The sequence below is a fragment of the Streptomyces hygroscopicus subsp. hygroscopicus genome, assembly GCF_030269125.1.
GTDB lineage: Bacteria > Actinomycetota > Actinomycetes > Streptomycetales > Streptomycetaceae > Streptomyces > Streptomyces hygroscopicus_C.
The window spans coordinates 283,423-307,351 of record NZ_BSSM01000006.1 but is presented as its reverse complement, the minus strand read 5'-3'; the positions used below and the strand labels follow the sequence as shown (position 1 = coordinate 307,351).

The window sequence follows — 23,929 nt, the reverse complement described above, 5'->3', positions numbered from 1 at the left end:
GCGGTCGGGCAGGTGTCCGTCCGGGACCCGGCGGCCGGTCGGTGGGCACCCGGGGCACGACGCGGTCGTCGTCCGCGACAGCGGCCCCGGGCTCGGCCACGGCAGGCGTACGACGCCTTCGGTGCACCGCGCACGGCGCACGGCGGCTGAAGGCGAGGGCGCCCGGGTGCCGGGACGGGTGGCCGGGCGCGTGTCCGCGGGCGGCCGACGCCCGTGCCGCGGCAGCCGGGAGGGGGGGCCGGGCGCGGCCGCCCGGCCCCCTCCTCATGCCGTGTCCGTTACGGCAGCATCCACGAGAGCACCGGCGTCGACTGCAGATAGACCAGTACGCCGAGCACGGCCAGCATGGCCACGCTGTAGCCGAAGACCTTGCGCAGCAGAACCCTTTCGGACCCCGGCTGCTCCACGGCGGTCGCGGCGATCGTCAGGTTCTGCGGGCTCACCAGTTTGCCGACCACGCCGCCGGAGGAGTTCGCGGCCACCAGCAGGGTCGGGTCGATGCCCGCGGCCTTGCCCGCGCTCTGCTGGAGGGTGGCGAACAGGGCGTTCGCGGAGGTGTCGGAGCCGGTCACGGCGGTGCCCAGCCAGCCCAGGGCGGGCGAGAGCAGCGCGAAGACCGAGCCGACCGCGGCGAGCCAGGTGCCGATGGCGACGGTCTGGCCGGACTGGTTCATGACGTAGGCGAGCGACATCACGGTGGCGACCGTGGCGATGGCACCCCGCATGGTCTTCAGGGTGCTGCCCGCGGCGGCCAGGCCCATGCGGCCCGACATCGGGAAGCGGGCTCGATCGTCGGCCAGGCTGTAGACGAGCATCACCAGGAGGCCGGAGACGATCAGCAGGGTGCCGGGGTTGCCCAGGACATCCAGTTTGTAGACGGCACTGGCCGACGGGGTGCCGTCGGCGCCCACCAGGTTGCCGTACAGGCCGGGCCAGTCGAACTTGACGGCGGCCCTGCCGAGCAGCGCGGGCATGTCGACGCCCACGGTCAGCTTGGCGAGGCCGAAGACCACGATGACCAGGGCGTACGGCAGCACGGCCAGGGTGACGCGGCGCCGGGTCAGCGGCTCGGTCTCGACCCGGGAGCGCTGGTCCTCGGGGGTCTGCGGCGTCCAGAAGCGCAGCATCAGCACCGCGGCGGCGAAGGCGACCAGCGACGCGACCACATCGGTGAGCTCGTACGCGAAGTGCGTGGAGCACCAGAACTGGACGACGGCGAAGACGCCCCCGGTGAGCAGGGCGACCGGCCACAGCTGGCGGAAGCCGCGCACACCGTCGACGAGGAAGAGCAGCAGCATCGGGACGAAGAGGGCGAGCACCGGGGTCTGGCGGCCGACCACGGCGGCGATGTCCTCGGGTCTGATGCCGGTGAGGCTGCCGCCGGTGGTGATCGGGATGGCCATGGCGCCGAAGGCGACGGGCGCGGTGTCGGCGACCAGGACGGTCACGGCGGCCTTGACCTTGGGAAGACCTATCGCCATCAGCATGGCGGCCGTGATCGCGACGGGGGCGCCGAAGCCGGCGAGGGCCTCCAGCAGTCCGCCGAAACAGAAGGCGATCAGCATCGCCTGGATCCGCAGGTCGCCGCGGCCGACGGCGCTGAAGGAGCGGCGTAGGTCCTCGAACCGCTTGCTGACGACGGTGAGTTCGTAGAACCAGATGGCGGCCACGACGATCAGCATGATGGGGAAGAGGCCGTTGAACAGGCCCTGGGTGGCGGACAGGACGCCGAGGCCCACGGGCATCCCGTAGCCGACCGTGGCGATGAGCAGCGCCGCTGCCAGGGAGCCGATCGCCGACTGGAGGGCCGATCGCCTGGCCACCATGAGGAGCAGGAAGAACACGGCCAGCGGGACCAGGCCCAGCAGGGCCGTGCCGGTCAGGCTGCCCCCCACGGCGTGTACATCGGGGGTGTAGGCCGCGAAGACGGCCGGTGGCGCGGTGGACACGTTCGTGCTCCTCCTTGAGCTGCGACTCCTGCGACTGCTGCGCGCCTGTACCGGTGCCGTACGCACGGCCGGCATCCGCCGGCCCGGTCCCGCCGATCGGCTCGTGATGTGGCGCACGTCGCTGATGAACGGCAATCAGTAGGGCATCGATGATGTCGCATGTCAATAAGGTCGGACCGAAACGTGTCCGATCAGAATCCGGACGTGGGCTTCTATGGTCTGACCTAGTATGGTCGGACCGTAATCAACTCCTCGCCCTTCCTCGCGTCCCTCGCCTGTTCCACGGAGGTGCCATGCGCATCGGACTCTTCGCCACCTGCCTCGGGGACACCCTGTTCCCCGACGCGGTCAAGGCCACCGCGGTCCTGATCGCCCGCCTCGGCCACGAGGTGGTCTTCCCGCCCGCGCAGACCTGCTGCGGCCAGATGCACGTCAACACCGGCTATCAGCGCGAACCCGTCCCGCTGGTGCGGAACTTCGCCGAGCAGTTCGGGGACCCGTCGATCGACGCGGTGGTGATGCCGTCCGGCTCGTGCGCGGGCTCGGTCCGCCACCAGCACCCGATCGTGGCCGAGCGGTACGGGGACGCGGCACTGCGCGACGGCGTCGAGACCGTCAGGGCCAAGACCTACGAGCTGTCGGAGCTCCTCGTGGACGTGCTCGGCGTGACCGACGTCGGCGCCTACTTCCCCCACCGGGTCACCTACCACCCCACCTGCCACTCGCTGCGCATGCTGCGGGTGGGGGAGAAGCCGCTGCGGCTGCTGCGCGCGGTGGACTCCATCGACCTGGTGGAACTGCCCGAGGCGGACGCCTGTTGCGGTTTCGGCGGCACCTTCGCGGTCAAGAACGCCGACACGTCCGGCGCCATGCTCCAGGACAAGGCGGAGAACATCCTGTCCACCGGCGCGGACGTGTGCACGGCGGGCGACTCGTCCTGCCTGATGCACATCGGCGGTGGCCTGTCCCGCATCAAGTCCGGCACCCGCACCCTGCACCTGGCGCAGATCCTCGCCTCCACCCGCACCTCGCCCTTCGTATTCCCGAAGACGGAGACCGCCGCCCGATGAGCAGCACCTTCCTCGGCATGCCCGCCACCCCGCCCCGCTCCCCGTTCGGAACGGGCAACCTGCGCGGTGAACGGAAGTTCCCCAAGGCCGCCCACGACGAGCTGCGCAACGAGCAACTGCGCCGCAACCTGCGCAAGGCCACCCACTCCATCCGCGCCAAGCGGCTCGCCGTCACCTCCGAACTGCCCGACTGGGAGCGGCTGCGCGACGCCGGCTCGGCGATCAAGGCCGACACCATGAACCGGCTGCCCGAACTCCTGGAGCAGCTGGAACGCAAGGTCACCGAGCACGGCGGCACCGTGCACTGGGCGCGGGACGGCGTCGAGGCCAACGAGATCGTCACCCGCCTGGTCAAGGAGACCGGCAGCGACGAGGTCATCAAGGTCAAGTCGATGGCCACCCAGGAGACCGGCCTCAACGAGCACCTGGAGAGCCAGGGCGTCACGGCGTACGAGACCGACCTGGCCGAGCTGATCGTGCAGCTCGCCCACGACAAGCCGTCGCACATCCTCGTCCCGGCGATCCACCGCAACCGCGACGAGATCCGCGACATCTTCCGCTCCGCCATCCCCGGAGTCGATCCGCGACTGGACTCCGTGCCCGCCCACCTGGCCGCCGCGGCGCGGGCGTACCTGCGGGAGAAGTTCATGAGCGTCCCCGTGGCGGTCTCCGGCGCCAACTTCGGTATCGCCGAGACCGGCACCCTGTCGGTCGTCGAGTCCGAGGGCAACGGCCGGATGTGCCTGACCATGCCGAAGACGCTGATCACCGTCATGGGCATCGAGAAGGTCCTGCCCCGGTACCAGGACCTTGAGGTCTTCCTCCAGTTGCTCCCGCGGTCCTCCACCGGCGAGCGGATGAACCCGTACACCTCGATGTGGACCGGCGTCGTCCCCGGCGACGGGCCGCAGGAGTTCCACCTCGTGCTCCTCGACAACGGCCGGACCGCCGCGCTCGCCGACCGGATCGGGCGCCAGGCGCTGCACTGCATCCGCTGCTCGGCCTGCCTCAACGTCTGCCCGGTGTACGAACGGGCCGGCGGCCACGCCTACGGCTCCACCTATCCGGGCCCCATCGGCGCCGTGCTCACCCCGCAGCTCGCCGGCATGGACGCCGCGAAGAACGACCCCAACAGCTCCCTGCCGTACGCCTCCAGTCTGTGCGGGGCCTGCTTCGACGCCTGCCCGGTGAAGATCGACATCCCGTCGCTCCTGGTGGAACTGCGGCACCAGCACACCGAGCAGGCCGGAACCACCGCCGAGAAGCTGGCGATGAAGGCCGCGGCGACGGTCATGACCCGGCCCGGACTGTTCACCGCCGCGCAGAAGGCGGCCGGCACGGGCGGCAGGGTGCTGGCCGGACGGGACCGGAAGATCTCGCGTCTCCCGGCGCCGTTCGACGGCTGGACCGACACCCGGGACCTGCCGGCACCGCCCCGTAGGACCTTCCGCTCCTGGCTGGCCTCCGCCGAGGGCGAGGCCGCCCTGCGGTCGGCCGCCGAGGAGGGCGCCCGACTCGGGGACGGCGCCGTCCGCCACGATGCCCCGCACGAATCCCATGAGGAGGGGAACCGATGACCGCGACCGCACGGGAGACGGTGCTCGGCCGGATCCGCGACGCCCTGGCCCTGTCCGGCCCGGTGCCGGACGCGGCGGGGCCGGCGGTGCCGCGCGCCTACCGCACCGGCCGCACCCTGCCCGACCACGAGCGTCTCGAACTCCTCGTGGACCGCCTGGTGGACTACCGGGCGACGGTGCGTACCTGCACGGCCGCCCGCACCTGCGAGGAGATCGCCGAGGCCCTCCGCGAGCGCGGCGCCCGCCGGGTCGGCGTACCCGCCGGCCTCGACGAGGCATGGCTCGCCGGATACGACGGCGAGGTCCGGCGCGACTTTGCGGACCTGCCGGCGCCGCGACTCGCCGAACTCGACGGCGTGGTGACCGCGTCCGCGGTGACCTGCGCCGAGACCGGCACGATCTTCCTGGACGGCTCCCCGGACCAGGGCCGGCGCGCGCTGTCGCTCGTGCCGGACCTGCACGTCTGCGTCGTGGACCTGTCGTCCGTGGTCGTCGGCGTGCCGGAGGCGGTCGCCCGGCTGGTCCCGGAACGGCCCACGACGCTGATCAGCGGGCCGTCGGCGACGTCCGACATCGAACTGGAGCGCGTCGAGGGCGTGCACGGCCCGCGCACCCTGGTCGTGGTGATCCGCACCGACGCCTGAGCCGCGTACGCCCGGCGGCGCCGCGCCGCCACCGTCGCGGCGCGGACGCGTCGCCGCGCCGGATCGGGCGTGCGCCGAGGTGGAGCCGGCCCCGGGCGCAGGGGTGCCGGACCGGCCCCATGACGCCGGGCGGGTCGGCGGCCCGGGACGCGGACGCTCCCCGGCGAGGACACCGTGTCCGCCCACGCCCCACGCCGCCGGTGAACCGCGTCGACCGGGGCCGGCTCCTACGGCTCCCCGCCGCGCTGTGGGCGGGGCGGCACCGAGCGGTGCGACCCGTGCTTCCCGCGGCCGGTCACTGTGCCGGGATCGCGCGCACCGGGTGCTTGCTCATGATGGAGACGCGGTTGAAGGCGTTGATGGTGATCGCCACCCAGACCACCGCGGAGATCTCGTCATCGGTCAGCACCTGGCGGGCGCCGTCGTAGGCGTCGTGCTGCGCGGCGGCGTCCGCCGGGCTGGTGGTCGCCTCCGCGAGGGCGAGCGCCGCCCGCTCGCGGGGACTGAACAGCCCGGTGTCGCGCCACGCCGGGAGCACACCGAGGCGCTGGGTGGTCTCCCCGGCGCGCAGCGCGGCCCGGGTGTGGACGTCGAGGCAGTAGGCGCAGCCGTTGATCTGGGAGACCCGCAGGTTGACCAGTTCCACCAGCCCGCGGTCCAATCCGGCGTCGGCCGCGACCGCCCGGACCTCCTCGGCGGTCCGGGTCAGGGCCCGGTACGCCCGTGGACTCTGCTTGTCGACGAACACCCGTCGACTCGCCTGCGCCTGGGTCGGATCACTCACCTGCACTCCTTCGGCGGGCCGCTTCCGGCGGCTTGGGGACGGTCGCACTCCCGGGGAGTGGCGCCCGCGATCACCCGCATGATAGTTGAATTAACAACGAAAGCGGGAGGTGCTTCATCATGAGCGACGCCGAGGCTCGTTCCATCGGACCATCGCGCGGTCCGACCGCCGCCGGGGAGGCGGGCCCACGGGTGGAGGTCCTCTCCGCACGGGACGTCCCGCTGGGCGGCCCGCGCGCGATGACGGTGCGGCGCACCCTGCCGCAGCGCGCCCGTACCCTGATCGGCGCCTGGTGCTTCGCCGACCACTACGGGCCCGACGACGTCGCCGAGACCGGCGGGATGGACGTCGCCCCGCACCCCCACATCGGACTCCAGACGGTGAGCTGGCTGTTCAGTGGTGAGATCGAGCACCGCGACAGCCTGGGCATCCACGCCTTCGTGCGCCCCGGCGAGCTCAACCTCATGACGGGCGGGAACGGCATCGCCCACTCGGAGGTCTCGACCCCCGCGACCACGGTGCTGCACGGGGTACAGCTGTGGGTGGCGCTGCCCGGAGAGCACCGGCACACCGCGCGGGCCTTCCACCACCACGTCCCGCGCCCGGTCGCGTTGGACGGTGGCGAGGTACGGGTCTTCCTCGGCTCGCTGGCCGGCGACACCTCGCCCGTGCCCACCTTCACGCCGCTGCTCGGCGCCGAGGTCACCCTCCAGCCGCGCGCGAGCGTCACCCTCGCCGTCGACGAGCGCTTCGAGCACGGTCTGCTGGTCGACCAGGGCGAGGTCCGGCTGGCCGGAACGCCGCTGGGCCGGTCCGACCTCGGCTACCTCGGCCCCGGTCAGGCGACGCTGAGCATCACCAACACCACCGACGGCGCGGCCCGGATGATCCTGCTCGGCGGGCCGCCCTTCGACGAACAGATCGTCATGTGGTGGAATTTCGTCGGCCGCGCCCACGACGAGATCGTCCGGGCCCGGGAGGAATGGCAACACGCCTCCGACCGCTTCGGCGAGGTCATGGGCTACGACGGGGACCGGCTGCCCGCCCCGGCCCTGCCAGGCGTCGCCATCCGCCCGCGCCGGAATCCCGCACCCCCGAACCCCGAAAGGCATGCCATGGCCACGCCCGCCGCCCCCGTCGTCCGACGAGTCGAGGACAAGCACCGGTACGAGATCCTGGTCGACGGCGTACTCGCCGGCTTCACCGAGTACCTGGACCGTGACGAGCAGCGCGTCTTCTACCACACCGAGATCGGCGACGCCTTCGCCGGACAGGGCCTCGCGTCCCGCCTGGTCCGGCAGGCGCTGACCGACGTGCGCGACGCGGGGAAGCGCATCGTGCCGGTCTGCCCGTACGTGGCGGGATTCCTGGAGAAGCACGACGGATTCGCCGACATCACCGACCCGGTCACCCCGGACGTCAGGCACTGGCTCCGCGAGGCGCTGCACTGACCGACGCCGAGGCCGTCCGCGCCCGGTCGGTGCCCAGGAGTTGTCCGGCCGATCATCGGTCGGTGCGCACGGTCGGAAGCGGTTGCGGTCCGCGCGCTCCAATCGGCCAGGCCGACAAGGAGCTGCCACTCATCCTGTTCGCCGCGATCGGCCAGGCCGGGCGGGAACGGCCGCAACCGTTCCCGCTCCGCGTCCGACAGATCACCGCGTTCACCCCGCCCCATGCACGAGACAACGATCCGACCGGGCGACAGCCCCCTGATGGGCCGGACGGCTCCCAGTGCGCCGACCGGGAACGTCAGCCGCCGACCACTGCCGCGTCCTCGTCGACCAGGAGCGCGGCCCCGGTCGCGGCGAGGACGTCCCGCACGGAGACGCCCGGGGCGGTCTCGACCAGTCGCAGCCCCTCGGGGGTGACATCGATGACGGCGAGATCGGTGATGATCCGGTGCACCACACGGCGCCCCGTGGCGGGCAGGCTCAGTTCCTCGACGATCTTCGGACTGCCGTCCTTGGCCGTGTGCTCCATCACGACCACCAGCCGCCGGGCGCCGTGGACCAGGTCCATCGCACCGCCCATGCCCTTGACCATCTTGCCGGGGATCATCCAGTTGGCCAGGTCGCCGTGGGCCGACACCTGCATCGCGCCGAGCACGGAGACGTCGATCCGGCCGGCCCGGATCATGCCGAAGGAGAGGGCCGAGTCGAAGTAGGCGGTGCCGGGCACGGTGGTCACCGTCTCCTTCCCGGCGTTGATCAGGTCGGGGTGCTCCTCGCCGTCGTACGGATAGGGGCCCACGCCCAGGATGCCGTTCTCCGAGTGCAGCACCACGTGCACCCCCTCCGGCAGATGGTTGGGGATCAGCGTGGGCAGGCCGATGCCCAGGTTGACGTACTGGCCGTCGCGCAGCTCCCGGGCGGCGCGGGCGGCGAGCTGGTCGCGGTCGAGCGGCATGATCACTTCTCCTCGGAATCGGTGCGCGGACCGGCCGCCTCGGCGCCGGCGGGTACCGGGCGCACGGTGCGGCGCTCGATGCGCTTGTCCAGCGAGCCGTCGGCGGCGATCACACGGTCCACGTAGACGCCCGGCAGATGGACGGCGTCCGGAGGCAGTTCGCCGGCCTCGACGACGCGTTCGGCCTCCACGACGGTCACTCGCCCCGCCATCGCGCACAGCGGGTTGAAGTTGCGCGCCGCCGCGTGGAAGACGCAGTTGCCGTGCCGGTCGGCCACCGCCGCCCGCACCAGGGCGAAGTCGGCGGTGATGGCCTCCTCCAGCAGGTAGCGGCGGCCGCCGAACTCCCGTGTCTCCTTGGGCGGGGAGGCCACCAGGACACCGCCGTCGTGGGTGTGGCGCCAGGGCAGGCCGCCCTCCTCGACCTGGGTGCCCACCCCCGCCGGGGTGTAGAACGCGGGGATGCCCGTGCCGCCGGCCCGTAGCCGCTCGGCGAGGGTGCCCTGCGGCGTCAGTTCCACCTCCAGCTCGCCGGACAGGTACTGCCGGGCGAACTCCTTGTTCTCACCGACGTAGGAAGAGGTCATCCGGGCGATCCGGCCGGCCCGCAGCAGCAGCCCCAGCCCCCAGTCGTCCACACCGCAGTTGTTGGACACGACCCGAAGACCGGACACGTCCGTGTCGACCAGCGCGGCGATCAGCGTCGACGGGATGCCGCAGAGGCCGAACCCACCGACCGCGAGTGTCGCACCGTCAGGGATGTCCGCCACTGCCTGCGCGGCCGCGGCCATCACTTTGTCCATGCCGTTTCCTTCCCCACCGGGGCCCGTTCCGTCCGTCGACCGGCCGCCCGCCACGTCGCGGGCAGGACCGGGTGCTCCTCACCCTTGCGGTCCCGGTCCCAACCGGCCATGTGTGTCGGTGCCATGACCGGGGCTCGAAGAGCGGTGGCCGACCACATGCCGTCCGCCGCACGGCGCTCCTAGGGTTCCGGCAACCACGCACCGCTCCCGTCCTCGCACAGGAGGCCGCCGCCCCGGACAGGGCCGCGGAACCCGCGCGACGGACGGGCGACACTGTCAGGAGCCGCTCATCATGCGTTCCCGCGTCACCGGCACCCTCGGAAGCAGATCCGTTCGCGCACTCACCCTGCTGGCCGCAGGCGCCCTGATCACGGGCTGTTCGTCGGCCGGCACCGCCGGCACCGGGTCCACCGGTTCGGACAGCGCGACCGCCCCGGTCAAGGTGGGGCTGGTCTACTCCCGCAGCGGACCGCTCGCCGCCTACGGCAAGCAGTACGAGCAGGGCTTCAAGGCGGGCCTGGCCTACGCGACGCACGGGACGAACAAGGCAGGCGGCCACCCCGTCCAGGTCACCGAGCAGGACGACGCGGGCGACCCGGCCAAGGCGGTCGCCGCGGCCAAGACCCTCGTCGGCGAGGGCTACAAGGTCCTCGCGGGCACCACCGACTCCGGTGTGGCGCTCCAGATGGCGCCGCTGGCCGCGCAGAACAAGGTGCTCTACGTCAGCGGTCCCGCCGCCACCGACGAGGTCACCGGCGCCAACCCCTACACCTTCCGCTCGGGCCGGCAGTCCTACCAGGACATCCTCGCCGCCGGTACCCTCCTCGGCGACCCCAAGGGCAAGAAGGTCACCGTGCTCGCCCAGAACTCCGCGTTCGGGCAGGCCAATGTGGCCGCGGTGAAGGCGGTCCTCGGCAGTAAGGGGGCGCACGTCGGCTCCGTGCTCGCTCCGCCGAGCGCCACCGACCTCACCCCCTTCGCCCGGCAGACCAGGGCCGGCAAGCCCGACCTGGTGTTCGTCGCCTGGGCCGGTGCCAGCGCCCCGGCGCTGTGGACCGCGCTGAACCAGCAGGGCGTGCTGGACGCGAGCAAGGTCGTCACCGGGCTCGCCGGCACCGCCTCGTACCCGATCTTCGGTCCGGCCGGCTCCAAGGTCTCCTTCCTCGCGCACTACTTCCCGGGCGCCGGCGGCGGCAACCCGGCGGAGAAGGCCATGCTCGACGGCATCACCAAGGCCGGCGGAACCCCCGACCTGTTCAGCCCGGACGGCTTCACCGCCGCCCAGATGATCGTGCACGCGATCGAATCCGGCGGCGCCACCGACACCGCGGCCATGGCCAAGGCGCTGGAGGGCTGGAAGTTCGACGGTCCCAAGGGCAAGGAGGAGATCCGCGCCGCGGACCACGCCCTGCTCCAGCCGATGTTCACGGCCCGGCTCAAGGGCAGCGGCGGCGCCGCCCGGCCCCAGCTGCTCGACAGCATCCCGATGACAGCGGTCGCCCCGCCGGCCGCGGGTACGGCGGGCTGAACGGATGTCCTCCTCCGAGACGACGTCACCGAGCGCCGCGGGGGCCGGGGACGCCGGGAGCGACCGCACCCTCCCGGCGCCCGTGCTCCGGCTGCGCGACATCGGCTGGACGGTCGGCGGCGCGACCATCGTCGACTCCGTCTCCTTCGATGTCCGCGAAGGCGAGTTCCTGGCCTTCATCGGCCCCAACGGGGCGGGAAAGACCTCGCTGTTCAACCTGGTGAGCGGGCTCAGTCCGGTCTCCCGGGGCACGATCGAACTGGACGGCCGCGACATCACCGCGGAGGCCGCCTACGCCAGGGCCCGGCGTGGCCTCGGCCGCACCTTCCAGACCTCCAGCCTGTGGCCGGGCATGACCGTCGCCGACCATGTCGGGCTGGCCGCCCAGGCCGCCGACGGCGGGTCGTACCGGGTCTGGCGCCGTGCCGACACCTACCCGGAGCGGGTCGAGGGGATACTGGCCCGCACCCAGCTCGCGCACCGCGCGGACACCTGCGCCGACGCCCTGTCACACGGTGAGAAGCGCAAGCTGGAACTCGCGGTCCTGCTCGTGGGCGAGCCCCGGCTGATGCTGCTCGACGAACCGATGGCGGGCGTGAGCGCCGAGGAGGTGCCCGCCCTGACCGAACTCATCCGGTCGCTGCACAAGGAAGAGGGGCGCACCGTGCTCATGGTCGAGCACCACATGGACGTACTGCTCGGTCTGGCCGACCGGCTGGCCGTGATGCACCACGGCACGCTGCTGGCGCTGGACACCCCGCAGGCCGTGATGGCCGACCCCACCGTGCAACAGGCCTATCTCGGGGAGGAGTTGTGAGTCCCGCCCCGGCGCCCCTGCTGACCGTGCGCGACCTGCGGGTCGTGATCGGGGGCAGGCACATCCTGCACGGAGTCGACCTGGAGGTGGCCGCGTCGGGCACCACCGCCCTGCTGGGCCGCAACGGAGCCGGCAAGACGACCACCGTGCGCGGCATCCTCGGGCTGGTCCCGCGCACCGGCAGCGTGCTGCTGGCCGGCGAGGAGACGGTGCGTCAGACCACCCACGCCCTGGTGCGCCGCGGCATCGGCTACGCTCCCGAGGACCGCGGGGTCTTCGCGGCCCTCAGCGTGGCCGAGAACCTGCGCCTGGCCGAGCGGCCCGGCGCCGGTGAACCGGCCTACGACCTGGTGCACGAGCTGTTCCCGGAGCTGAGACGGCGCGCCCGGCAGGCCGCCGGCACCCTGTCCGGCGGTCAGCAGCAGATGGTCGCCATCGCCCGGACCCTGCTCAACGGCAACCGGCTCATCATCGCCGACGAACCCACCAAGGGCCTTGCGCCCAAGGTCGTCACCGAGGTCGCCCAGGCGCTGGAGCGCGCCGCCGAGGCGGTGCCCGTGCTGCTCGTGGAGCAGAACCTCGCCGTGGTGCGCCGTCTCGCCCGGCACTGCGTGGTGCTCGCCGACGGCCGCACCGCGCACCAGGGGCCGGCCCTCGACCTGCTCGCCGACGCCGAGGCGGCCCGCCGGCTGCTCGGCGTCGGCAGCGCCGGCCACGGCGGCCCCGCGCGGACGCCGGCCGGTCCGCCCGCTCGCACCGCGGCGCGTCCCGCCGCCCGGACCACGGAGGCGGACGCCTGATGGCCACCGTCGTGCTGCTCACCTTCACGGGACTCGGCCTCGGCGCCCTGTACTTCCTGATCGCCTCCGGCCTGTCGCTGATCTTCGGGCTGATGGACGTGCTCAACTTCGCCCACGGCGCCCTGCTGTCCGTCGGCGCCTACGGCACCTGGTGGGCCGCCTCCGGCCACCTTCCCGGTGCCGGTACCGAAGGAGCCGGGTTCGCCCTCGCCGTCGTCTTCGGCACCGCGGTGGGCACCATCGCCGCCGTGCTGCTCGAAGTCGCCGTCATCCGCCCGCTCTACACCCGCCCCCGCGAGCAGATCCTCGCCACGGTGGGCGTGGGCCTGGCCGTACCGGCCCTGCTGTCCGCGATCTGGGGGGCCGACGCCCGGCCCTTCCCCGGACCGAAGGCACTCTCCGGCACGTTCGCCCTGCTGGGCGCCGAAGTACCGCTCAACCGACCGGTGCTGATCGGGGTGGCCCTGGTGGTGCTGGCCGCGCTCAAGCTGTTCCTCGGCCGCACCCGGCACGGACTGGTCGTCCGCGCGGGCGTGGAGGACCGGGCCATGGTCACCGCGCTCGGCATCGACGTGCGCCGGGCCTTCACCCTCGTCTTCGCCATCGGCGGCGCGGCGGCGGCCCTCGGCGGCGCCCTCGGCGGCCTCTATTTCGGCTCCGTCGACCCCGGACAGGGCACCTCCCTGCTCATCTTCGCCTTCGTGGTCGTCGTGACGGGCGGCATGGGCTCGCTCACCGGTGCCGCGGTGGCGTCGGTGGCCGTGGGCCTCGTCCAGCAGTTCGCCAACTACTACACCACCGCGGGACTCGGCGACGTCGCCGTCGTCGTCCTGCTCGCCGCCCTGCTGCTCGTCAGACCGCGGGGGCTCACCGGGAGGCTCGCATGACCACCGCCACCCAGCCGCGCGGCCGGGACCGCGCGGCGGACCACCCCGTCGCCGGCCGCTCCGAGCGGCTACGGCGAGCCACCCGCTGGTGGCCGACCCTGATGCTGCTGGTCCTGTTCACGCTGCCCTACAGCGCGCTGCCGCTGCCGGGTCTGCTCGACGGCCCGATCGGCAGCCCCGGCAACCTGCAACTGCTCGCCCTGTGCCTCCTGTTCGGCGGCCTGGCCACCGGCTACGACCTGTTGCTCGGCCGCACCGGACTGCTGTCCTTCGGGCACGCGCTCTACTTCGCCGCGGGCACCTACGTCACCAACACCGTGATGCTGGAGGCGGGCCTGCCGTTCGCCGCGTCGGCGCTGCTCGGCCTGCTCGCCGGCGTGGTGCTGTCCGCGCTGCTGGGCGCCGTCAGCCTGCGGGTCAGCGGTATCGGGTTCTCCATGGTGACGCTCGCCTTCGCGCAGGCCGCGTCGATCCTCGTGCAGCGCGACCCGGGGGGCGTCACGGGCGGTGAGGAGGGCAGGGCCGCGCCCGCGGACCGGCTGCCCGCCTCGCTGGTCGGCATCGAGCACACCGCGAACCTGTACTGGATGGCCCTCGCCTACCTCGTGGTGGCGCTGGTCGTCGTGCAGTGGGCGGTCCGCTCGCCCACCGGCCGGGTCTGGGAGGGCATCAAGGAGAACGAGCGCCGGGTGGAGGTGCTGGGGCTGCGCCCGTACGGCTACAAGCTGGTCGCCTTCGTCCTGGCCGGCACCCTGGCCGCGCTCGGCGGTATCGTGTACCTGCCGCTGACCGGCGGCGCCACCCCGCAGACGACGACCTCCGATTTCACCCTGTCCCTGCTGGTGATGGTGGTGCTGGGCGGTTCGGGCACCCGGTGGGGGCCCATGGTCGGGGGCATCCTCTACACCTGGGCCGACCACCGGCTCGGCGATCTGGCCGGCTCCGGCGCGGTCGCCGGTCTGCCCTCCGTGGTGCGGGTGCCGCTCTCGCAGCCGCTGTTCCTGCTCGGAGCGCTGTTCGTCGCGGTGATCTACCTGCTGCCCGGCGGCGTCGCGCGGCTGCCGGCCCGGCTGCGTACGGCCCGCACGGCCCGTGCGTCCCGGCTCGCCGCCCGCCGGGAGGAGGCCGTCCCGTCATGAGCCGCAACCCGCAGGACGGCACGACGGCCCGTCGGGAGGCGGTGGCGCGATGTCGGGCCGGACGACCACGGGCGAGGCCCCGCCGTCCGGGTCGGAGGCGGACGGGGGGTTCCCGTTGCGTCGTGGTGAGAAGCCGTCACCTCGACGGGCCGGGGTCGGCGACGCGCTGAGCGCCCCGGAGTCCTCCCGGTGGCGCGGCACACACCGTGCCCGGTGGCGGTCACCCGCGGCCCCGGGCCGACCACGGTCCCCCGAGGCGGCGGACGCACTGGTGCGCCAGGGCGTCCGCCGGGCCGCGGCACAGGTGCGCGAGAAAACCCTGACCACGTCCCCTCGCGGTCGTCCCACAGGCCGTGGCGGAGCAACCTCTCCAGGGTGCGGACAAGCGGTCCTCCGGTCTGCCGCCTCAGCCGACGAGCGTCCTGACCGAGCCGAGCAGGGCCGTCAGTCCCGCCTTGGCGTCGGCGAAGAACATGCTGGTCCTGGGGTTCGTGAACAGGTCGTTGTCGATTCCCGCGTAGCCGTGCCCCAGGGACCGTTTGATCACGACGACGCTCTTCGCGGCGTCCACGTCGAGGATCGGCATGCCCGAGATCGCGGTCCCGGGACGGCGGGCGGCCGGGTTCGTCACATCGTTGGCGCCGACGACGAGGGCGACGTCGGTCTGCGCGAACCGCGAGTTGGCCTGGTCCATGTCGATGAACTGTTCGTAGGGGACGTTCGCCTCCGCGAGGAGCACGTTCATGTGGCCGGGCATACGGCCCGCCACCGGGTGGATGGCGAAGGCGACGTCGATACCGCGCTCGCCGAGGAACCGCGCGAGCGCGGCGACCTCGTGCTCGGCGTGCGCCACGGCCAGACCGTAGCCGGGGACGATGACGACCTTGTGCGCGTAGGCGAGCTGCACCGCGGCGTCGTCCGCCTCCGTGACGTGGACGGGGCGGCCCGCCGCCGGGCCGGACGGGCCCGTGCCGCCGGAGGTACCGAACCCCCCGGCGACGATCGCACCGACGGAACGGTTCATCGCCTTCGCCATCAGGCCGGTCAGGATCGACCCGGCCGCCCCCACCAGCGCTCCGGCGATGATCAGGACGAGGTCGTCGACCACCAGGCCCGCCATCGCCACGGCCAGGCCGGTGAAGGCGTTGAGCAGGGAGATCACCACGGGCATGTCCGCGCCGCCGATGGGCAGGGCCAGCAGCAGCCCGTACGCCAGCGCCACGACGAGGAGCACGAACACGGAGACGTCGTCGCCCGGGTCGGCGACGAACCACACCGCCGTGCCGAGAGCGGCGAGGAGGGACACCGCGCCCAGCGCACGCCGGCCCGGGACGCGTACCGGTGCGCCCGAGACCAGTCCCTGGAGTTTCCCGGCGGCGACGAGTGAACCGCTGAGGGTGACGGAGCCGATCGCGAGCCCCAGCACCAGCGGGGCGCTCACCCGGGCGGGCAGGCCGGTCCCACGGACGGTCAGCGCCTGGGTCAGCGAGATCAGCAGGGCCGCACCACCGCCGACGGCGTTGAACAGGCTGACGAGCTGCGGCATGGCCGTCATCCTGACCCGGCGGGCGAGGACGACGCCTGCGGCGGACCCCACCGCGATGCCCGCGGCCAGCAGGATCCACACCACCGTGCCGGTGCCGCCGGCGCGCGCGGCGCGCGCGACCGCCGTGCAGACCGCCACGGCCATGGCACCGGCGGACAGCAGGTTCCCCCGCCGCGCGGTGTGCGGGGCGTTCATCAGGTGCAGGCCGATCACGAAGCAGACCGCGCAGGCGAGGTAGGCGAACCAGGTCGCCGTGTCGAAGGTGTTCACCGCTCACTCCGCACGGTCGTCCGCGACCGGAGGCTCTCGTGCCGGTGCCGGTGCCGGTGCCGGTGCCGGTGCCGGGTCGGCGGAAGGCGCGTCGCGGAACATGCCGAGCATCCGGTCCGTGACCACGAAGCCGCCGACCACGTTCATCGCCGCGAACACGGCGGCGAGCGTCACCAGCGCGTAGGCGAGAGGGCCGCCCGCCAGCCCGGCCACCGTGATGACGCCGACGAGCACGACGCCGTGGATGGCGTTCGCCGCGGACATCAGCGGGGTGTGCAGGGTGGCGGGGACCTTGCTGATGACCTCGAAACCGACGAGGAGGCTCAGCACCAGGACCGTGATGTCGATGAGGAGGTTCGTGCTCATCGTCGTACTCCCCGCTCGCTCATGGCCGTGTCTCCCGGTTCGCCGCGGGGCCGCCCGTGGTCGGCGCCGCGTCCCTCGTGCCACCCGCGGGGGCCGGCGGCGCGACCGGCGGCAGGCCGGTGACGACCACCGCGGCATCGATGGCGTCGTCCGGATCGACGCGCAGGCGCCCGTCCCGGACGAAGTGCAGCAGCAGGTCCGACACGTTGCGCGCGTACGCGGCGGACGCCGCACGGGGCACCCGCGACGGCAGGTCCGGCGCCCCGATGACGGTGACGCCGTTGTCCGTGACGACCGATCTGCCCGGCTCGGAGCCCTCGACGTTCCCGCCCAGCGCGCTCGCGCCGAGGTCCACGACCACCGAGCCTGGCCGCATGGCGGCCACTGAGTCGGCGCTCACGAGCAGGGGCGGCCTGTGACCGGGAACCTGAGCCGTGGTGATGACGATGTCGTGTTCGCCGATGTGGTCGCGCAGCGACGCGCGCTGCGCCTGCTGCTCCTCTGCCGACAGCTCGCGGGCGTAGCCCCCTTCGCCCTCACCTGACGGTGTGCCCAGGTCGAGGAAGACCGCCCCCAAAGACTCCGCCTCGGGCCTGGCCGCCGGGCGGACGTCGTACGCCGACACCCGCGCGCCGAGCCGGTGGGCGGTCCCGATCGCCTGGAGCCCGGCGACGCCCGTCCCCAGGACGAGGACCTTCGCGGGCGGTACGGTGCCGGCCGCGGTCATCAGCATCGGCAGGTACCCGGAGAAGACGTCCGCGGCGACCAGCACCGACTTGTATCCCGCGACGTTGGCCTGTGACGTCAGTGCGTCCATCGACTGGGCGCTGCTCAGCGTGCGGGGGAGCAGGTCGAGGCCGATCGCCACCGCGCCCGCCTCCCGCAGGCGCCCGACGAGCCGCGGTGACGTACGGGCCTGGAGCAGCGCCAGCACGAACTGGCCCTCGCGCAACCGCCCGACGAGGTCGTCCGGGGGAGGTCCCACGGCCAGCAGGGCATCGGAGCCGCGGACGACCTCGTCGCGCGAGGAGACGCGCGCTCCGGCCTCCTTGTACGCCGCGTCCGGATACCAGGCGCGCTCTCCGGCACCCGACTCCACGAGCACCTCGATCCCGCGCGACGTCAGCCGGCGCAGGCCCTCGGGTGTCATGGCCACCCGGTTCTCACCCGCCGTGGACTCCTTCAGAACCCCCGCCGTGATCGCTCCTCGAAGGACGCTCATAGAGCCTTCTTCACCGTCTCGTGTGTTCCAGGGCACGGACACTCGTGCCGGGCACGGCGGCCCGGTCGTTCCCCGTCCGGGACGACGGGGAGGGAAGCGACCAGGCGCCTCTGTCCGCCCGCTGGACCCGCCCCCACCGCGCACCGTCGCGAACCTGCCGGCCAGGACGCGGATCGGCCCGCCGGGCCGCGGACGACGAAACCGCGCGTCCACGCAAGCCTCGCACCACGGCCCACCGGGCGCACCTCGTGCGGCGGACGCGGGACGCGGTCCCCCGTCCGGGAACCGGCGACCGGGTCGCAGCAGGCCGGGCCCACCGGGGGACGCCGAGGCGTACGGGCCTTTCTCAGGTTTCCCGGTCCGAGCCCCGGATCACGACGACGGGGCAGGGAGCGTGCTGCACGCAGTGCATGCCGACCGAGCCCAGCAGCGTCCCGCGGAACTCGCCGCGCCCCCGGTTGCCCACGACCAGGAGGTCGGCTCCAGCGGCGGCATCGAGCAGCACGGCGGCCGGATGCCCGTGGACCGAGGTGGTGCGGAGCGCGACCGGCCGTCCCGGCCCCGGCCCGAGGGCCTCGTCGATCGCTCCGTCCAGGACCTCGCGCATGTGCTCCTCGTAGTCACCCGTCTCCTTCCGCGTGGGCGGGACGAGTCCGTGCCAGGGCGTCGGGAGGTCCCAGGCGAGGACCGCGTCGACGGCGCCGCCGACCAGCTTCGCCTGGTTCACCGCCCAGCGGAGAGCCGCTTTCGACTGCTCGGAGCCATCGACGCCCACCACGATGCGCGCCGGGGGTGCAGCCTCGTTGTTCATCACGTCGTTCCCGCCTGGTCGTAGACGTCACCTCGCTCCACCATCTCCGTGACCGGGGGCCGCCGCCACTTCACCGGACGGTGGTCCTCATCGCCCGGCCCGTGGGACGCCCGGGTCAGGCGCCCTCGCGGCGATCGTGCACGCGCCCCAGCCTGCGGCCCATCAGCAGGTAACCGACCAGCGCGCCGGACGTGTTGAGGATGACGTCGTCCACGTCGAAGGCCCGCCCGGTGACCAGGGTGCCCTGGACCGTCTCCACCAGCAGCATCACGGTCGCGGTCGTCAGCAGGACCCGCCAGATCCCGCGGGCCCCCGGCGCGAGCACCGGCAGCAGTACGCCGAACGGCACGCCCAGCAGGATGTTGCCACCGATCTGCCTGACGGCCTCCCGCAGTTGGGGCTGGTCCAGATAGGCCTTGAGGGAGCGGCCGGGACGCAGGTTGCCGTGCGCCAGGGAGGCCGAAGCCGGGGACGGCTCCAAGGTGATCCTGGCCAGTGCGACGGCGAAGGCCACCATGAGGACGAAGGCGCACAGCGTCGCCAGCACCCGGACCGGCAGCGGAAGCACGTGCCGGCGGCGAGCGGGGGCCGGCGTCGCCTCCCCGGCGGGCTTCGCCCCGGCGGACGCGGGGGCGTCGCCCGCCTTGGCCCCCTCCGCGCGCCGGAAGGGGCCGCCGCCCCATCGTGCCCGCGCCTTCGAGAGGCTTCCGCGCGCCTTGGCCCGCGGGGCGCTCGCGCCGCCCTCGCGGCAGCCCGCTCCTGTCCCGCTCCGGCCCCCGCGGCTGAACCGGGCAAGGCGACTCGTCGGGCGAGAGCGGCCTGCGCGCAGGTGTCGAGCGGGGCGAGCCATTCGGTCCTCCAGTCGTCAACGGCCCCGCGGGGCGGGGCGGCCACCAGGGAGCCGGCGGGATGCCGGGCGCGGCGGTGCGGGCGGGGGCCGCGTCGCGTCAGGACCCGCAGGAGACGTGGACCTCCTGGAAGCCGAGCGAGCGCGGCAGATCCTCCGGCATGTCCGTGGTGCCGGTCTCGGCCCGTGCGGTCAGTGCGCTGCCCCTGACGGCCTCGCCGACGGGGGACACGGCGAGCTTCCGCACGGCGTGCTCGCTGCCGGGGCCGTCCGAGAACAGGTCGTCCAGCCGGTCGAGCAGTCCGCACTGCTCGGAGACGGCACAGGAGTGGTCGGCGTCCGGGGCCGGCTCGCCCGGTCGTGCGCGCGGGAGCGGCAGCGCGGCCGACGTACGGTCCTCGTCCACCGTCACGTCCTCGTCGTCGACCTCGCCGAGGTCCACGCAGGCGTCCACGGTGCCGGCGCCGACGTACGGGGTGCGGGTGCCGCGCACGGCGTCCGGCAGGTACTCGGCGTCCTTCTCCAGGTCGACGACCTGGAAGTCGCCCGAGGCCGCGGCGTAACGGCTCATGTCCCTGACGGACTTCAGGAGAGCGGGACCCGAGCGGTCGTGCCTTCGCGCGCCGGGCAGGTCCCTGACGCCCCGGAGCACGGCCGGCCCGATCCCGGCGAACAGCGGCGCGAGCACCATGACGGAGGCGGTCAGGCCCTTCGCCCAGCCGGTCATGCGGCTGGGCGGGCGCCCGAGCGGAGTCGTCATCCGGCAGCCCTCCTTCCTGCTGTCCGGATGCCCCCCAAACCCGCTATCAGACACGTGAGTTGGCGCCTCAACCGTCCTGGCGAGGCGCGGGCGGCCGGGACGGTCCGGTTCGGCTCGGGGTCCGGCGCGCCTCGGCACGCGCCTGTGCGGACGGCGTCTTCCCGGCGGGTGCGGTTCGCCGGAGGTGCCCGCCCGGACACCGTGCCGCCTGCGGTGTCCGGGCGGGACACCGCAGGCGGCACGGGTGCCGCGCCGGTGCCGCCTTTCGCCGATCGGCTGATCAGCAGCCGATCGGCGAGGAGCCGACGGCCACGTCGTCGAACCACAGGGTGTCGTCACCGCCGCCGTAGCTCTCCCAGCCGAGGCGCAGGCCGGTGGGGCGGGGCGCCGTGGTGCGGGACAGCCACTGCTGGTCGATGTCCGCGGTGGGTACGCCGTCCGCGTGCAGGCCGGGTACCTGCTGGTCGCCCAGCCACGTGTCGAGGTCGCCGTTCGACGTGTCGATCATGAAGCGCAGGCACTGCCAGCTTCCGGTCGGCAGCGGCATGCTCTGGGCCACGCCGGCCGGGCTCTGGGCGGGCAGGGTGGCGTCGTCGATCTCCCGGTTCCACTGCAGGGCGCCGTTCTGGCCGCCGACGCGCAGCGCCTTGCCGCCCTGGGAGCTGTCGGGCATGGAGACGAAGGCGACATGCCCGGCGGGGAGCGCGGTGGTGTGCCGTACCCACATCCGGAGGTACAGGGGGCCCACCGACGACAGGTCGGCTGTCGTGGCGAGGAAGGCGTGGTTGCAGTAACCGCCCTTGCCGTCCACCCTCATCGACCTGCCGCCGCTGTGCGCGACGGAGGTGTCGACCGTGACCGTACCGGTGCCCTGGCAGTCGGGTGCCGCGAACTGCCAGGCGCCGGAGGGCGTGGGACCGGTCTGGTCCTCGAACCCGGAGCAGAGCACCGCGCCGCCGCAGTCACCGCCGGACGGAGGGGTCGTCGGCGGCGGGCTGGTCGGGGTTCCCGGATCGGTCGGCGTCGTGCCGCCGCAGGACACGCCGTCGACCGCGAAGTCGGTCGGGGTGGGGTTCGAGGACTGGTAGGTCCCCTGGACGCCGAAGTCGGCGGAGCCGCCCGTCGCCAGGCTGCCGTTCCATCCGGCGTCCGTGGCGGTGACGGCGGCGCCGCTCTGGGAAACGGTGGCGTTCCAGGCCGAAGTCACCTTCTGGTCGCCGCCGTACGTCCAGGTCAGACGCCAACTGGTGAGTGCCGGGCCGAGGTTGGTGACCTTGATCGCGGCGGTGTAGCCACCGGACCACTGGTTGACCGTGTAGTCGACCCGGCAGCCGGAGTCCGCGGCGCTGCTGGGGGGTGCCGAGACGAAGGCGGCCAGCAGCAGCCCGACGGCCGAGAAGGCCGCCAGGACCGCCACGGCCCGGGGTCGGTGCCGTAATCGTGTGACAAGGGTGCGCATGTTGCCTCCGAGACGCGGGGGAGGAGTACCGGCCGAAGTATGGGAGCGCTCCCACAATGACAGCCACCAGGACCGCACGCTGTCAATGCGCCGGACCCGGTTCGCGCGGTGGGCCACGGGGTGCGGGCGGGTGCCGGTGGCCCGCGGTCCGCGGGAAGGGCCGGCCGGTCCGTGGTTCGCGCGGGGCCGGTCGCGGACCTCGCAGCGCGGCCGGTGTCGCCGAGGACGGCGTCCCCGCGTGGACGCTTCGTCCGCCACTGCCGCGACGTGCGGTGGCCACGTCGGTCGGCCGCTTCCGGGCCCGCGCCCGGCCGTCCGCCTCCCCGGGCGGGACGGTGACGTGGCCGGGGACGCGGGCGCGGCGCCGTCCGCCGGGGCCGCGCGGCGCCGCGCCCGCGGCCAACTCCCGTGCTCGGCGCACCCGCCGCGGCGAGAACCACGCTCCGGCGGGGCAGGGTCACCGTCCCCGCGGTCGTACGGCCGGGTCGGCGACGCTCCCCGGGACCGGGACCGCCGTCGGCGTGCTCGCCGGCGCCGCCGTGCCGTGCGGCGCCGGCGAGGCGAACGGCACGGCGGCTGCCGGGGGCGACGGCGCCGAGGCGGACGCGGGCGCGGAGCCCCGCCGAGGCGGACCCGGCCGCGGAGCGCCGGCGGTGGCCCCGGGACCCGGGCCGCCGGGCGCGTGAGCCGAGCCGAGATGACCTCGGCGGACCGGGCACCGGCTCGCGAAAGCGCGGTCGAGGGGTGAAGGTGGTCCATGTGGGCGCCGGGCGGCAGAGGCGCTCCGGGCCGGGTTCGTCCGTCGCGACCCCCTCTCCGCGGTGGTTCTCGGCGGCGGTTGGTTAACGAGGGGCCTGGTGGGAAGTCGGAGGTGCACAGTTCGCCCGCGGTGGGCCGACGGGGCGGCGGTTCCCGGGCGAGGCAGTCGGCGTTCGCCCTCACCTAGGAGTGCGCGTGACCGTTCGCATCGGAGTGGAAGAGGAATTCCACATCGTCGAGGTGGAGACCGGCCGGCTCGCGCCGCGAGCCCAAACGGTGCTGGAGGGGCTCCCCGAGCCCGCCTTCACGACCGAGTTGCAACAGGCGGTCGTCGAGACGAACAGTGGTGTGCACGGGTCCCTCGCGGACCTGTACGGCGATGTGACCGGCGCGAGGCGCCGGCTCGACCGGGCGGCGAGCGCGCACGGGCTGGCCGTGGTGGCCGCCGGTACCGTGCCGCTGGCCCGCGCCGCGGACACCCGCCCCACCCCCGGGCGCCGCTACCGCCGCATGGTCGACGAGTACCGCATGGTCGCGGACGAGCAGCTGATCTGCGGAACCCACGTGCACGTCGACGTCCCCGACCGGGACCTGGCCGTACGGGTCATGTGCGAGGTCTCCCCGTGGCTGCACGTGCTGCTGGCCCTGTCCGCCAGCTCCCCCTTCTGGCAGGGCGCCGACACCGGCTACGCCAGCTGGCGGACCATGGTGTGGCAGCGCTGGCCCACCGCGGGCCCGCCGGGATGCTTCGCCGACGCCGCCGCGTACGACGCGGTCGTACGGTGTCTGCTCGACTCCGGCGTCATCAGCGACGCCGGGATGATCTACTACGACATCCGGCCCTCGGCCCACCAGCGGACCCTCGAACTGCGCATCTGCGACGCCTGTCCCCGCGCGGAGACGGTCGTGCTGATCGCCGGCCTCTTCCGCGCCCTGGTGACCGAGGCCCGCGAGCGGCTGGAGACGACGGACGTCCCCGCCTGCCCTGGTCGGCACGAGTGGCTGCGCGCCGCCGCCTGGCGTGCCGCGCGTTCGGGCCTCGAAGGAGCCCTGATCGACCCCGGCACCCGGCGCGAGGCACCCGCGGCCCAGGTCGTCCGGGACCTGCTGGGGCGGGTGCGCCCGGCGCTCGAGGCCGCCGGGGACTGGCGTACGGTCATGGGCCTCGCCGAACGGGCCCTCGCGGCCGGCAGCGCCGCCCACCGCATCCGCCGCACGGCCCACCACGACGACCTGCTGGCCGGTACGGACCTGGCGATCGCGGAGACCCGGGGCGAGGACCACCCGCGCCCACGGAGTCCCGCCCCCGCCCGCCGGGTCGCCTCCCCGGGCCAGGCCGCCGCGTAGCCTTCCGGGCCCTCGCGGACGACGGCAACCGGCCGCGGAGGCGCACAAGAGGATCTCTGCCCGACTCGAAAACCAGTACAGACTCCCGTCGCGAAGGAGAGGCATCCCCGTGTCGACCAGTCCCGGCCACACGTCGGA

General features: G+C 73.5%; 22 protein-coding genes and 1 pseudogene. 12 read left to right on the top strand and 11 right to left on the bottom strand.

Annotated elements, in window-relative coordinates; all coding sequences use genetic code 11:
• Nucleotides 1–278: 278 nt before the first annotated feature.
• Nucleotides 279–1,949: an L-lactate permease gene (locus QSK45_RS16640; protein WP_285557554.1), complete on the bottom strand. Its 1,671-nt coding sequence runs from the start codon at nt 1,947–1,949 to the stop codon at nt 279–281.
• Between QSK45_RS16640 and QSK45_RS16635 the strand changes: the two genes are divergently transcribed.
• From QSK45_RS16635 to QSK45_RS16620, 4 genes are all read left to right on the top strand, one after another.
• On the top strand, nt 1,942–2,091 hold the full coding sequence (locus QSK45_RS16635) for a hypothetical protein (RefSeq protein WP_285557552.1): 150 nt from the start codon (nt 1,942–1,944) through the stop codon (nt 2,089–2,091). The two genes, QSK45_RS16640 and QSK45_RS16635, sit on opposite strands and share 8 nt — an antisense overlap.
• Nucleotides 2,092–2,242: 151 nt before the next feature.
• Nucleotides 2,243–3,019, top strand: a complete 777-nt coding sequence (locus tag QSK45_RS16630; protein WP_285557550.1) for a (Fe-S)-binding protein — start codon at nt 2,243–2,245, stop codon at nt 3,017–3,019.
• Nucleotides 3,016–4,596: a LutB/LldF family L-lactate oxidation iron-sulfur protein gene (locus QSK45_RS16625; RefSeq protein ID WP_285557548.1), complete on the top strand. Its 1,581-nt coding sequence runs from the start codon at nt 3,016–3,018 to the stop codon at nt 4,594–4,596. Before QSK45_RS16630 ends, QSK45_RS16625 begins: the two co-directional genes overlap by 4 nt.
• A complete protein-coding gene (locus QSK45_RS16620) occupies nt 4,593–5,240 on the top strand; it encodes a LutC/YkgG family protein (protein ID WP_285557546.1) in 648 nt (215 codons plus the stop codon). Before QSK45_RS16625 ends, QSK45_RS16620 begins: the two co-directional genes overlap by 4 nt.
• Before the next feature lie 295 nt (nt 5,241–5,535).
• On the opposite strand, the gene QSK45_RS16615 is transcribed toward QSK45_RS16620, so the two are convergent.
• Nucleotides 5,536–6,024 (bottom strand): carboxymuconolactone decarboxylase family protein, encoded by a 489-nt coding sequence (locus QSK45_RS16615; RefSeq protein WP_285557543.1) that lies wholly within the window; start codon nt 6,022–6,024, stop codon nt 5,536–5,538.
• A 119-nt stretch (nt 6,025–6,143) separates the two neighbouring features.
• Between QSK45_RS16615 and QSK45_RS16610 the strand changes: the two are divergent.
• Both QSK45_RS16610 and QSK45_RS16605 read left to right on the top strand, forming a co-directional pair.
• Nucleotides 6,144–7,112, top strand: a pseudogene (locus QSK45_RS16610) (pirin family protein); the annotation flags it as partial.
• A gap of 27 nt (nt 7,113–7,139) precedes the next feature.
• The gene (locus QSK45_RS16605) at nt 7,140–7,475 is read left to right on the top strand and encodes a GNAT family N-acetyltransferase (RefSeq protein WP_285557703.1); all 336 of its coding nucleotides are present in this window, start codon (nt 7,140–7,142) and stop codon (nt 7,473–7,475) included.
• A 298-nt stretch (nt 7,476–7,773) separates the two neighbouring features.
• On the opposite strand, the gene QSK45_RS16600 is transcribed toward QSK45_RS16605, so the two are convergent.
• Together QSK45_RS16600 and QSK45_RS16595 are read right to left on the bottom strand one after the other, a co-directional pair.
• Nucleotides 7,774–8,430, bottom strand: coding sequence for a CoA transferase subunit B (locus tag QSK45_RS16600; RefSeq protein WP_285557541.1), 657 nt, complete (start codon nt 8,428–8,430; stop codon nt 7,774–7,776).
• 2 nt (nt 8,431–8,432) lie between these two features.
• Nucleotides 8,433–9,233, bottom strand: coding sequence for a CoA transferase subunit A (locus QSK45_RS16595; protein ID WP_285557539.1), 801 nt, complete (start codon nt 9,231–9,233; stop codon nt 8,433–8,435).
• 292 nt (nt 9,234–9,525) lie between these two features.
• Here QSK45_RS16595 and QSK45_RS16590 point away from each other — a divergent pair, with 292 nt between their 5' ends.
• The 5 genes from QSK45_RS16590 to QSK45_RS16570 are packed head-to-tail and all read left to right on the top strand — an operon-like array spanning nt 9,526 to nt 14,404.
• Nucleotides 9,526–10,761, top strand: a complete 1,236-nt coding sequence (locus QSK45_RS16590) for a substrate-binding domain-containing protein (protein ID WP_285557538.1) — start codon at nt 9,526–9,528, stop codon at nt 10,759–10,761.
• 4 nt (nt 10,762–10,765) lie between these two features.
• On the top strand, nt 10,766–11,578 hold the full coding sequence (locus QSK45_RS16585) for an ABC transporter ATP-binding protein (protein WP_285557537.1): 813 nt from the start codon (nt 10,766–10,768) through the stop codon (nt 11,576–11,578).
• On the top strand, nt 11,575–12,378 hold the full coding sequence (locus QSK45_RS16580; protein ID WP_285557535.1) for an ABC transporter ATP-binding protein: 804 nt from the start codon (nt 11,575–11,577) through the stop codon (nt 12,376–12,378). The genes QSK45_RS16585 and QSK45_RS16580 overlap by 4 nt, the downstream gene beginning before the upstream one ends.
• Complete coding sequence (locus tag QSK45_RS16575) at nt 12,378–13,265, top strand: branched-chain amino acid ABC transporter permease (protein ID WP_285557533.1); 888 nt, start codon at nt 12,378–12,380, stop codon at nt 13,263–13,265. Before QSK45_RS16580 ends, QSK45_RS16575 begins: the two co-directional genes overlap by 1 nt.
• Complete coding sequence (locus tag QSK45_RS16570; protein ID WP_285557531.1) at nt 13,262–14,404, top strand: branched-chain amino acid ABC transporter permease; 1,143 nt, start codon at nt 13,262–13,264, stop codon at nt 14,402–14,404. Before QSK45_RS16575 ends, QSK45_RS16570 begins: the two co-directional genes overlap by 4 nt.
• Nucleotides 14,405–14,810: 406 nt before the next feature.
• On the opposite strand, the gene QSK45_RS16565 is transcribed toward QSK45_RS16570, so the two are convergent.
• From QSK45_RS16565 to QSK45_RS16535, 7 genes are all read right to left on the bottom strand, one after another.
• Nucleotides 14,811–16,220, bottom strand: a complete 1,410-nt coding sequence (locus tag QSK45_RS16565; protein WP_285557529.1) for an NAD(P)(+) transhydrogenase (Re/Si-specific) subunit beta — start codon at nt 16,218–16,220, stop codon at nt 14,811–14,813.
• A gap of 3 nt (nt 16,221–16,223) precedes the next feature.
• Complete coding sequence (locus QSK45_RS16560) at nt 16,224–16,586, bottom strand: NAD(P) transhydrogenase subunit alpha part 2 (protein WP_285557526.1); 363 nt, start codon at nt 16,584–16,586, stop codon at nt 16,224–16,226.
• Between the two features lie 19 nt (nt 16,587–16,605).
• Nucleotides 16,606–17,808 carry an NAD(P) transhydrogenase subunit alpha gene (locus QSK45_RS16555; RefSeq protein ID WP_285557524.1) on the bottom strand — a complete coding sequence of 401 codons (1,203 nt, stop codon included), beginning with the start codon at nt 17,806–17,808 and terminating at the stop codon, nt 16,606–16,608.
• A 346-nt stretch (nt 17,809–18,154) separates the two neighbouring features.
• Complete coding sequence (locus tag QSK45_RS16550; RefSeq protein WP_285557522.1) at nt 18,155–18,619, bottom strand: universal stress protein; 465 nt, start codon at nt 18,617–18,619, stop codon at nt 18,155–18,157.
• 115 nt (nt 18,620–18,734) lie between these two features.
• Nucleotides 18,735–19,187 (bottom strand): VanZ family protein, encoded by a 453-nt coding sequence (locus QSK45_RS16545; protein WP_285557521.1) that lies wholly within the window; start codon nt 19,185–19,187, stop codon nt 18,735–18,737.
• A 379-nt stretch (nt 19,188–19,566) separates the two neighbouring features.
• Complete coding sequence (locus QSK45_RS16540) at nt 19,567–20,226, bottom strand: DUF4230 domain-containing protein (RefSeq protein ID WP_285557520.1); 660 nt, start codon at nt 20,224–20,226, stop codon at nt 19,567–19,569.
• A gap of 280 nt (nt 20,227–20,506) precedes the next feature.
• Nucleotides 20,507–21,685, bottom strand: a complete 1,179-nt coding sequence (locus QSK45_RS16535; RefSeq protein ID WP_285557519.1) for a cellulose-binding domain-containing protein — start codon at nt 21,683–21,685, stop codon at nt 20,507–20,509.
• A gap of 954 nt (nt 21,686–22,639) precedes the next feature.
• Between QSK45_RS16535 and QSK45_RS16530 the strand changes: the two genes are divergently transcribed.
• Nucleotides 22,640–23,791 (top strand): carboxylate-amine ligase, encoded by a 1,152-nt coding sequence (locus tag QSK45_RS16530; RefSeq protein ID WP_285557517.1) that lies wholly within the window; start codon nt 22,640–22,642, stop codon nt 23,789–23,791.
• Nucleotides 23,792–23,929: the final 138 nt, after the last annotated feature.